The sequence below is a fragment of the Alteromonas sp. 14N.309.X.WAT.G.H12 genome (genome assembly GCF_036697315.1).
GTDB lineage: Bacteria > Pseudomonadota > Gammaproteobacteria > Enterobacterales > Alteromonadaceae > Alteromonas.
Genome location: NZ_JBAHZB010000027.1, coordinates 1 through 10,578, shown reverse-complemented (window position 1 = coordinate 10,578; position 10,578 = coordinate 1). Strand labels below are relative to the sequence as shown.

Here is a 10,578-nt window from a genome sequence, read left to right as displayed (position 1 = left end):
GGCATTGGGGCCAATAAAGACCCCTTCACCAATCTCAATGGAAGATTGGGCCAGCAAGGTGACATTGTGATTGGCAAACACAAAGCGTTTGAGGGTTACCGTACCGGTTCCGGCAATGAAAAATTCAGGTTCTACCCAGCACGGCGTGGTTAAACTCAGCAGGGATCTCAGCGCCTGTTGTTTTTGTTTGTGGGAACTTGTTGGCCCATTGACTTGGTCGAGGGCCTCCGTGTTGGCCACCAAATGAAAAAACGCCGTACGAAGCTGGGCAATATTGCCAGAAGAATAGGTGATAAATGACACTATTCGTTCCTTAGATAACAAAGTTGCTCTATTGTACGGTAAAGTGCACAAAAGGGTGAACGGTCTGTTTTCTTATCGTGCTTTTTTGTAAGCAGAAACATAATAATAAGAGATGTGCATTAAGGACGTTGAACATGAAAAATACACATACGGCTGCCAAAGAACAGCGCAATTTATATATAGGCTCGGCGCTGACGATTTTGTTTGCCTTGTTGATGGGGTCGTTAATTGTTTATTTGTACGAGTCCGAGCCTAACCTAAAAGGCCAAAGGCTCAAGGAATTCGGCGTCATGTTGGAAGACAGTGCGGTCAGTGCTCATTGGCAATGGGATGCGGAAAATCAGCCTCAGATGATCATGCTGGTGCACTATAACGATAAGGGATTGGAAGTGGATCGCCGACCTGTGCGCATGGCCTATGGTGGCTGGCCGAAAGTTGAGAACAATAGTGCAGGGTGTAAAAAACTCTGGCAGATGCTATTGAATCAACCGATGAAAGTGGATGGTTTTTTGGTACGTGGCGAGTACTTTGAAGGTGAATTGGTTGAGGATGAGCCGGTGAATGCCTATTGTCGTTATCGCTTAAGTGCCGGGGACTATTTTGACTACGCCATCTACACCGGGAAGGTCACATTCAGCGAGTAAGTTATTATTATGACTAACAAAGGTGATTAAGATATAACCAACGAGGTAGCGAATTTTACCATAATGGCGGCAAATGGAGTTTTGTCAGCATAGGTAGTGAATATGGTACAGCGAGGTTTTACCTTCATCGAACTGGTTATTGTTATCGTTATTTTGGGGTTACTGGCCGTTACCGCCGTGCCAGGGCTGATTGAAAAGCAAACCGGCACGCTGGCTTCAAATATACAACGGGTGGGCGCGTCCCTCGATAGCGGTATTCAACTGGTATACGCGAAATCGGCCATTGCCGGTATCCAGGATTTGCCTTACGCGGGGAATAAAAACACCCAAATTAGCATTCAGGATATTGTTATTGATACCGATTTTGGCTATCCCGATGCCCAGCGTACCAATATGACCCGTTTAACCATGTGGGCCGACTTAAATGCTAAGCAGTGGGATGTCACTGTGGATCTGCCCGCGCCGGGCTCTTTTGTGATCACCCCGAAAGAAGGCGCGTACAGTGCGAATGCGACCAAGCAGTGTCAGGTGGTTTATACTGAGCCTGCTGCCGTGAACGAAAGGCCCCATATTTGGGTGCAAGATCAAGGGTGTTAGTTCGCCGGTCCTAGCCATGCAGAGCAAAATTTTTAATTTCTAGAATAAAACTGTATGTCCCAGGGAACTGTTTGGGTTTGAGTCGGTCTAAAGCGCATTCAGCGCAAACAAGTAGTTCGTCAATTGAGGGCGGAAAATACAAGCAATCTGATGGTTTTTTCATCGCTTTTCCATGCTTGTGTACCTAGGTGTTATAAGAAGCAGCATTTTATGCCTTTGAAAAGGGTATTTGCTTGCTGAAACTGGCCCTCATTGTTAAAGTGTGCGGATATTTATCTTCATTTTGCAGTCACGCCAAAAACCATACCCAATAACGGTGTGCAGGCGCAATAACAGGAACTGGCATTTCATGTTTAAAAAGCTTCGAGGCATGTTTTCCAACGACTTGTCCATCGACCTCGGAACGGCAAATACGCTCATTTACGTTAAAGATCAAGGCATCGTACTGAATGAACCTTCAGTGGTCGCCATTCGTCAAGAACGGGCTTCTGGTCCTAAGAGTGTTGCCGCAGTCGGCGCAGATGCCAAGCGTATGCTAGGGCGTACCCCTGGTAATATCCGTGCAATCAGACCAATGAAAGACGGCGTTATTGCCGATTTCTTTGTCACCGAAAAAATGCTTCAGCATTTTATCAAACAGGTGCACGACAATAATTTCCTTCGTCCCAGTCCACGTGTACTGGTGTGCGTACCTTGTGGCTCTACTCAGGTGGAGCGTCGGGCCATTAAAGAATCTGCCCTTGGTGCAGGTGCCCGAGAAGTCTTTCTTATTGATGAGCCAATGGCCGCGGCGATTGGTGCCGGGTTACCGGTTTCTGAAGCCACAGGCTCTATGGTGGTTGATATCGGTGGTGGTACCACAGAAGTCGCGATCATCTCCTTAAATGGCGTGGTGTATTCCTCATCGGTACGTATCGGTGGCGATAAATTCGATGAAGCCATTATCAATTATATCCGTCGTAACTTTGGCTCACTGATTGGTGAAGCGACAGCCGAGCGCATTAAGCACGAAATTGGTGCCGCTTATCCTGGCGATGAAGTGCGTGAAATTGAAGTACGCGGCCGTAATTTAGCCGAGGGTGTTCCCCGCGGTTTCATTCTTAACTCCAATGAGATTTTAGAAGCCCTACAAGAACCCCTTACCGGCATTGTTTCAGCGGTGATGGTGGCCCTTGAGCAATCGCCGCCTGAATTGGCCTCGGATATTTCTGAAAAAGGCATGGTACTCACCGGTGGTGGTGCGTTGTTAAAAGATCTCGACCGCTTGTTGATGGAAGAAACGGGGATTCCTGTTGTCATCGCAGACGACCCATTGACTTGTGTAGCGCGGGGAGGCGGTAAGGCATTCGATATGATTGACCTTCACGGCGGCGACCTGTTCAGCTACGAATAACGAATACTGACGGGCAACCTTAAGGTTGCCCTGCTGTTTTTATGGATACCATATTCTCTCGCGGCCCCTCCCTCAATCTCCGGCTTACTATGGCGCTGGTGATGTCTGTCATTCTTATTTTCGCTGATCATAAACTCGATGCCTTCCAGTCTTCGCGGGTTTACATGAATTCTCTGATGAGTCCGCTGCAATATCTGGCTAATTTGCCCAGTTTGATGCTAAATGCCAGTGCTGAGCGCTTAACTTCACATGAACAACTGGTGGCAGAAAATAAACGCCTGACCAATCAGGTGTTATTGATGCGTGAGCGTTTACAGCGTTTTGATGTGCTCAAATCTGAAAATGATACATTGCGAAAATTGCTTGATGCGCCAGTTAACCGCGAGATGAAAAAAACTGTGGCAGAGTTGATGGCGGTGGATAATAACCCCTTTAGCCAGCAGATTGTCATCAACAAAGGGGCCATTGATGGCGTCTATTTGTCACAAACCGTGCTGGATGAACGGGGCATTGTGGGCCAGGTTATGGAAGTGGGCACCACAAATAGCCGTGTGGTATTGATTACCGATGTGACCCATGCCATACCGGTTCGTTCTGAGCGCAACAATATTCGCTTTATTGCCAGCGGTACCGGCTCGTTAGATGAATTACTGCTGGAACATGTTCCCCACAGTGTGGATGTGGAAGTCGGTGACATGCTGGTATCGTCCGGATTAGGAAATGTCTTTCCCGAAGGGTATCCGGTGGCGAAAGTGAGCCGTGTGGTAAGAGATGAAAGCCGTCCGTTTGCAATTGTCACTGCCACGCCACTGGCTAAACTAGACCGGCTAAAATATTTGTTGTTGCTGTCGCCTTCCTCGTCAAAAGGGACCAGCCCTCAAACCGAAATGGTACTCCCCTCAGAGGAGGCGTCGGATGATTAAAACCCGTCATACCGCCATCGTGGCAACGATAATTATTGCCTTGGTATTACAAATTATGCCATTGCCGATTCAGATTGATACCTATCGGCCCGACTGGGTGCTCATTGTTTTATCTTACTGGGCCATGGCCTTGCCTCACAGGGTGAACGTGGGGGTGGCATTTCTGACCGGCATTGCTATGGATATTCTGTTGGGCACTGCGCTGGGGATCCATTGTTTTGCCTTGAGTGTGTCTGTTTATACCTTGGCGGCGAATTACCAGCGCCTTCGCAATTACTCTGTGTGGCAACAAGCGATTATTATTGGGCTTATTAGCGCCCTTTATCATGCGGTACTTTTCTGGTTGCAACATCTGTTAACCGGTATACCTTTTCAGTTAAGCTATTTATGGCCAGTGGCGAGTTCCATGGTGCTTTGGCCGTGGATTTTCTGGCTCTTACGAAAAGCCCGACGGCAGCTCAATATCAGTTAGCGGGGGCAATATGGGCAAAGAATTAGTACTGGCATCAGCATCTGCACGACGCACAGCTTTACTGACCCAAATGGGGTTAACTCACCGGCAATTTCCGGTGGATATTGACGAATCGCCCAGACCAAATGAAACGCCTTATGATCTGGTAATGCGCTTGGCCAAAGAAAAGGCCATGGCGGCATGGCAACGTCTGCAAGGCGATGAGGTAGAGCGAGTGGTACTAGCCAGTGATACCTTGATTGCCTTCAAAGGCAAGCCGTTAGGTAAGCCGGTGGATAGGGACGATTGCTTTGCCATGTTGCGCGCCCTGTCGGATAACGAACATGACGTGCTCACGGCGGTGAGTGTTTGTGATGTGAATACCCAAAAAAACGTGTGTGTATGCACAAAGGTGTACTTTGCCCCTGTCACCGATGCCCAGATTGACGCATACTGGGCAACAGGGGAACCTGCGGATAAAGCGGGGAGCTATGCAATTCAAGGAATCGGCGGGCAATTTGTTCGCAAGGTCTCAGGCAGTGTCAGTTCAGTCATCGGGTTGCCATTATACGAAACCCGCTGTCTGCTAGAAGAATTTGGGATGATATCGTGAGCGCAGAACTGCTAATTAACGTAACACCGTCAGAATCTCGGGTGGCATTAATCGAAAATGGCATCCTTCAGGAAATCCATGTTGAACGGCATACCAAAAAAGGGCTGGTGGGTAATATCTATCGTGGAAAAGTCAGCCGAGTATTGCCGGGAATGCAGGCGGCGTTCGTTGATATTGGTTTAGATAAGGCCGCCTTTCTGCATGCCTCAGACATATTAATTAACAATGAAGTGGCCGACGAAGTAAACTGCAGTTATATCCAAAAACAGGATATTCGAGAACTGGTGCGAGATGGTCAGGACATTGTGGTGCAGGTGGTCAAAGATCCCATTGGTACAAAAGGTGCCAGACTGACCACCGATATTACCATTCCTTCCCGTTATCTGGTGTTTATGCCCAGTGTGACCCATGTGGGCGTTAGCCAGCGTATTGAAGATGAAACCGAACGGGAGCGCCTTAAAGCCCTTGTGCAGGAATACTGTGACGACGACGGCGGTTTCATTTTGCGTACAGCGGCAGAAGGGGTAAAAAAAAATGAGCTCTCTTCGGATGCGGATTTCTTGCGGCGACTGTGGAACAAAATCCGCCAGCGGATGAAACGTAAAAAATCCAATGTGCTGTACGAAGACTTACCCTTGGCACGGCGAGTAATACGGGATTTTGTGGGCACCGAATTAGATCGCATCCGTATCGATTCCAACTTGTCCTATCAGGAACTGCGGGAATTTACTGCAGAATATGTGCCTGAACTGAAAAGTAAGCTTGAATATTATCAAGGCGAACGCCCTATTTTCGACCTGTACGATGTGGAAAATGAGATCCAACGGGCGCTAAGTCGCCGGGTTGATCTTAAGTCTGGTGGCTATTTGATTATCGATCAGACTGAAGCCATGACGACCATTGATATCAATACAGGGGCCTTTGTTGGCCATAGGAATCTGGAAGAGACCATTTTCAATACCAATATTGAAGCCACCCTTGCCATTGCCCGCCAGCTTCGTTTGCGTAACTTAGGCGGCATGATCCTTATCGATTTTATCGATATGTCGGAACCGGATCACAAAAGACGTGTCTTAAATAGTCTAGAGACAGCAACGGCTAAGGACAGGGCAAAAATCAATATCCACGGCTTTACAGCGTTGGGTTTGATAGAAATGACACGGAAACGGACACGGGAGAGTCTTGAACATACATTGTGCGGAGAATGTCCGGTTTGTAAGGGCCGGGGATCGGTTAAGACCATTGAAACCATTTGTTTTGAAATTATGCGGGAAGTGGTGAGGGTTAACCGGGCTTACGATGCAGATATGTTTGTCATTTACGCATCACCGAGTGTAGCGGAAGCACTGTTAGGTGAAGAATCTCATGTTCTGGCAGAGCTGGAAGTGTTCGTGTCCAAGCAGATTAAAGTGCAGACGGAACCGCTTTACAACCAGGATAAATATGACGTAGTGATGATGTAGGGCGGTATTTATTCAGTGACAAAGGCAGGTAAGGTAGCTACATACCTGGTAAAAAAATTGTGGTTGCTGATGGCAATCATACTGGTGTTGTTTGCCGTTGCATTAAGTGCAATGCGTTACGCGCTGCCTTATATCGACCATAATAAATACCTTCTGGAAGACTATGTCCATGATAAATATGGCGTTGAATTACATATAGGCAGCGTACAGGCCAACTGGGAAAATCAAGGTCCCAGCATTATTCTCAATAATGTGGTTTTGGCCAGTAACGACTCATCCCCGGTGGCGCTGGAAATCGGCAAAGTGCATATGCAGCTGGATTTCTGGGAAAGCCTGCGCTCGCGCATGCTCTCTTCCAATGTTTTTACCCTGGAATCCATGACCTTAGAAGTGGATGCGGATCGCCTCGACAGTGCAGGTGAAAGCGATTTCCCTGTGGTGGAAGCGTTAAAAAGCCTGTTTTTAGAACAACTTCAGCGTTTTTCCCTTCGTGACGGCGATGTGGTTATCGTGCGCAATCAAAAGCGGGAAGTACTGCAGGTTGAATCCCTTAACTGGATCAATGATGACACTCATCACCAAGGCACTGGAGCAATACGGGTTCAGGAGTTAGCAAACAATTCTGCTTCATTTATTCTTGACCTTACGGGTTCGCCGGATGACTTAAATGGTGTGATGTACGCCAAAGCCGAAGATTTAGATATCTCTCCCTGGGTCAGTGGTTTGTTGTCCACACGTCGGCCGCTAAAAGAAAGCCGGGCGAATTTTGAGGTGTGGGCAGAAGTGCAACAAAGCCAATTTAGTGCCCTGTATACCCAATTTCATGACAGTAAACTGACCTGGGGGGACGAGGATTCCGTTGTCTTTAATTCCGGGATCCGTGGCGGCAGCATTCAGGCGTTGCCTGTGGGTGATATCTGGCATTTCAGGGTTGATCAGCTGGTTTTTGATTCCAATGATCAACGTTTGGTCACCGATTTGGTAGGCACGGTTAATCAACAAGGCGATATTCTGGTAAATACAGTTAAGCCTGCGCCGGTGAATCCCTTTTTAGTGCTCTTGCCCCTGTTTACCGATGACACCGCCGATGACAATGTGCGTGATCTTAACCCCGCCGGTGAGTTGGCAACATTGCAGTTACAGTGGAAATCCAAAGGACTGGAATTAGCGGCAAAACTCATCAATGTGAGCTGGCAGCAGGACGGGAAAATTCCCGGCTTTGATGCGCTGGATGCGGATATTTACTGGCACAAAAATCAGGGCGTGGTGATCCTGTCCGCCGACGATGCCAATCTCAATATTACCAATTTATTGCCAGAAGACATTCCGGTGACGAGCCTGGGCGCAAAGGTCTATATTTATAAAGATATACAGTCGGCAGATAAGAACTGGTATGTACAAAGTCCTAATTTGACGATTAATTCGCCGGTTTTGTCGCTCAAATCTGGCTTTAACTTAAATGCCAGTACCAAAGACTTGCTGTTGCGTATGGACGTGGCCGAGCGCCCCCTAAAAGATATCCAAAACCTCTTTCCGGGGCCCCTTATGGGCGAGCAAACCACCGCCTTTTTAAATCGTGCCTTTGTCGGACCAGGGACTATCGATGGCGCCACCTTGTTGTGGCAAGGGAAAGGCAGCGACTTTCCCTTTGCGAATAACGAAGGGGTTTTTCAGGCCAAGGTGAATGTGTCAGACAGTTCGTTTCTGTTTTCCGATCAATGGCCAGCGTTGCAGGACTTAGATCTTACTTTACTGTTTGAAAATGACGGCCTGACCATGACCAGCCCTGGCGGGCAGTTAAGGGATATTGCTGTCTCAGACATGGTTGCTACTATTCCGGCGTTAAAGAAACAGTCTAAATTAACGATTGATGCCCACGGCGAGGGCAACGGTGATGACGTTGCCGCCCTGATGTTACAGAGCAGTTTATCGACGTCCTTAGGCCGCGTATTGGATAAAGACGTCGTGGTGACAGGGGCACTGTCTGCGGACTTACACCTTGATATTCCCTTTAACGGCGATCAGGTTGTGGCAAGGGGAACCGCCTACCTCAATGACAATACCGTACATGTTACCAGTATCGATATGACCTTTAACCATACCAAGGGCGATATCACCTTCGAGAACCAAAAAATTGGGGCTGTTTCGTTAAATAGCGAATTACTGGGCCAGCCGGTGGCATTGTCTTTTAACGGTAACAGCCAAAACGAAGCTTATCTGGTGGACATCAACCTGGATGGGCATTGGGATGTGGCACCCTTATTAAATACCTTTAACCCCGACTATAACGCCTACGTTGAAGGCACATCAGACTGGCAAGCCGTGGTGGCATTGCGTATTCCTAAAGAGGGATTTAGTTACCGTGCTACGGTGTCGGCGCCATTGGTGGGCATTAGCTCCCGCTTGCCTGTGCCGCTGGCAAAAGAAGAAGGTGAGGCGGTGCTGTTGAATATTGTCAGTGAAGGTGATGCCCAAGCATCAACCATTCACGCCAGTTTAGGCAATGACGTGCGTTTTGAAGGGGTGCTCCCTCATCAGGAAAAACAGTTCTCCCGTGCGCACCTTGCCTTGGGCGAAAGTGATTTTGTGGGCATGGGAATTGGCTTTAGTGTGTCGGCCACCCTCGATACGGTGGATGTGTCTAAATGGTATGATGCCATCACCTTGTTGGTGAATGGCGTTGGCAACCAGCAAAAGGCAGAACAAACGCCGCTGTTTTCTGTACCAGAACGGATATTTGTCACTGCAGATAATCTGATTGTGGCAGGCCAAAAGTTACATAATGCCAAGATCATTGCCAAGCAAAATAATAATGATTGGCTACTGGATATTAATGCTGTAGAAGCCAGAGCAATGGTGAATTTATACCATGACTGGTTAACCCGAGGTATTTCGATAGAAGCTGACTATTTGCGTTTTGATGATTGGTCGGAAAACACTTCTGGGGTGTCGGAAAACTGGGATGCCGATACCTTGCCGCCGTTATATTTTCACTGTGTGTCGTGCCAAATTGCAGATAAAGAGCTGGGTGAGTTAACGGTGGATGTGACAAAAGTGGCGGATGGCTTCGATATTCGTCAATTGAAGGCCGACAGCAAACACGGCCATATTTCGGCAACAGGCAAATGGCAATACGACGGACAGCAAAACACCACCACCTTAGATGGCACAATCAAAAGTAATAACGTCGGTCGATTGCTTGATGCGTGGGGATTGCACAGCGGCATAAAAGATTCTGGTGCATCGGTGAAATTTGATGTTAACTGGGCTAAATCGCCGATGGATTTTGATCTGGAAAGTTTAGCCGGTAAGGTGAACTGGTCTTTAACCGATGGCTATTTAAGTGAAGTGAGCGATAAGGGATCCCGTATCTTCACTATTTTCAGTTTGAACTCTTTGGTTCGCAAATTAAGCCTGGATTTTAGAGACGTCTTTGCCCAAGGGTTTTTCTATGATGGCATGAGTGGTAGCTTGTCCATCGAACATGGTAAAGCGTTTACCGATGACACCAATGTTGATGGTGGTGCCGGGGAAATGAATATAAACGGCTATACTGATCTTGTGACCCAAGAACTCAATTATAATGTTGAATTTACGCCCAATGTCACGGGGAATTTACCCATCTTGGTTTATTTCCTGGCAACGCCGCCCACGGCGCTTGCCGCCTTGGCTTTAGATAAGGTGCTGACATCGGCAAAAGTGATTTCCAACGTTAATTACCATGTTTCCGGTACCCTTAGCGAACCGGTGATTGAAGAAATGGGTAGAAAGAGTAAGGAAATCACATTACCGGCGCAAACCACAACCAACGAGTCTTCGGATGCCAATACCAGCACTGAAGATGATCCAGCAGCAACAAGCGGGGAGGAGAAAAATGGTTAATGCCGTTGCACTGCAAATGACATCGTCACCGGATATTGAAGAAAACCTGCGTTTTGTGGAAAAAAGTCTGGCTCAGCTTCCCCACGATGAAAACGCCCCCTTTTTAGTGGTGCTGCCGGAATGTTTTGCCTGTTTTGGTACCCGCGATGGTGTCTTACTGGATGTGGCGGAACCAAAGGGCGATGGCCCAATTCAGGGTGAACTGGCGCGGTTGGCAAAAACCTTTGGTTGCTACCTTGTGGCAGGCACGATCCCCCTTAAATGTGAAAATGAGGGGATGTTTACTGCGTCCTGTCTGTTTTATGGACC

Annotated in this window: 9 protein-coding genes and 1 pseudogene; 9 read left to right on the top strand and 1 reads right to left on the bottom strand. The window is 47.8% G+C overall.

Features of this window, described 5'->3' with window-relative positions:
• Positions 1-303, bottom strand: a pseudogene (locus V5298_RS09585) (hypothetical protein); the annotation flags it as partial.
• 134 nt (positions 304-437) lie between these two features.
• Here V5298_RS09585 and V5298_RS09580 point away from each other — a divergent pair.
• From V5298_RS09580 to V5298_RS09540, 9 genes are all read left to right on the top strand, one after another.
• Complete coding sequence (locus V5298_RS09580; RefSeq protein ID WP_332931242.1) at positions 438-947, top strand: hypothetical protein; 510 nt, start codon at positions 438-440, stop codon at positions 945-947.
• 102 nt (positions 948-1,049) lie between these two features.
• On the top strand, positions 1,050-1,544 hold the full coding sequence (locus V5298_RS09575; RefSeq protein ID WP_332931241.1) for a type II secretion system protein: 495 nt from the start codon (positions 1,050-1,052) through the stop codon (positions 1,542-1,544).
• 349 nt (positions 1,545-1,893) lie between these two features.
• Entirely contained in the window at positions 1,894-2,937 is a 1,044-nt protein-coding gene (locus tag V5298_RS09570; RefSeq protein ID WP_332931240.1) for a rod shape-determining protein, read from the top strand.
• Between the two features lie 41 nt (positions 2,938-2,978).
• Entirely contained in the window at positions 2,979-3,860 is an 882-nt protein-coding gene (mreC, locus tag V5298_RS09565) for a rod shape-determining protein MreC (protein ID WP_332931239.1), read from the top strand.
• Complete coding sequence (gene mreD, locus V5298_RS09560; RefSeq protein WP_416351166.1) at positions 3,853-4,332, top strand: rod shape-determining protein MreD; 480 nt, start codon at positions 3,853-3,855, stop codon at positions 4,330-4,332. Before mreC ends, mreD begins: the two co-directional genes overlap by 8 nt.
• A gap of 10 nt (positions 4,333-4,342) precedes the next feature.
• Positions 4,343-4,924 (top strand): Maf family protein, encoded by a 582-nt coding sequence (locus V5298_RS09555; RefSeq protein ID WP_332931238.1) that lies wholly within the window; start codon positions 4,343-4,345, stop codon positions 4,922-4,924.
• Positions 4,921-6,387 (top strand): ribonuclease G, encoded by a 1,467-nt coding sequence (gene rng, locus V5298_RS09550; RefSeq protein ID WP_332931237.1) that lies wholly within the window; start codon positions 4,921-4,923, stop codon positions 6,385-6,387. Before V5298_RS09555 ends, rng begins: the two co-directional genes overlap by 4 nt.
• Positions 6,388-6,402: 15 nt before the next feature.
• Positions 6,403-10,269 carry a YhdP family protein gene (locus tag V5298_RS09545; protein WP_332931236.1) on the top strand — a complete coding sequence of 1,289 codons (3,867 nt, stop codon included), beginning with the start codon at positions 6,403-6,405 and terminating at the stop codon, positions 10,267-10,269.
• The coding region (locus V5298_RS09540; RefSeq protein ID WP_332931235.1) for a nitrilase-related carbon-nitrogen hydrolase at positions 10,262-10,578 on the top strand (317 nt) is incomplete at its 3' end. The genes V5298_RS09545 and V5298_RS09540, both read left to right, overlap by 8 nt.

Coding starts and splice junctions, on each gene's coding strand:
- V5298_RS09580 (WP_332931242.1), top strand. CDS start 438: ATGAAAAATACACATACGGCTGCCAAAGAACAGCGCAATTTATATATA.
- V5298_RS09575 (WP_332931241.1), top strand. CDS start 1,050: ATGGTACAGCGAGGTTTTACCTTCATCGAACTGGTTATTGTTATCGTT.
- V5298_RS09570 (WP_332931240.1), top strand. CDS start 1,894: ATGTTTAAAAAGCTTCGAGGCATGTTTTCCAACGACTTGTCCATCGAC.
- mreC (WP_332931239.1), top strand. CDS start 2,979: ATGGATACCATATTCTCTCGCGGCCCCTCCCTCAATCTCCGGCTTACT.
- mreD (WP_416351166.1), top strand. CDS start 3,853: ATGATTAAAACCCGTCATACCGCCATCGTGGCAACGATAATTATTGCC.
- V5298_RS09555 (WP_332931238.1), top strand. CDS start 4,343: ATGGGCAAAGAATTAGTACTGGCATCAGCATCTGCACGACGCACAGCT.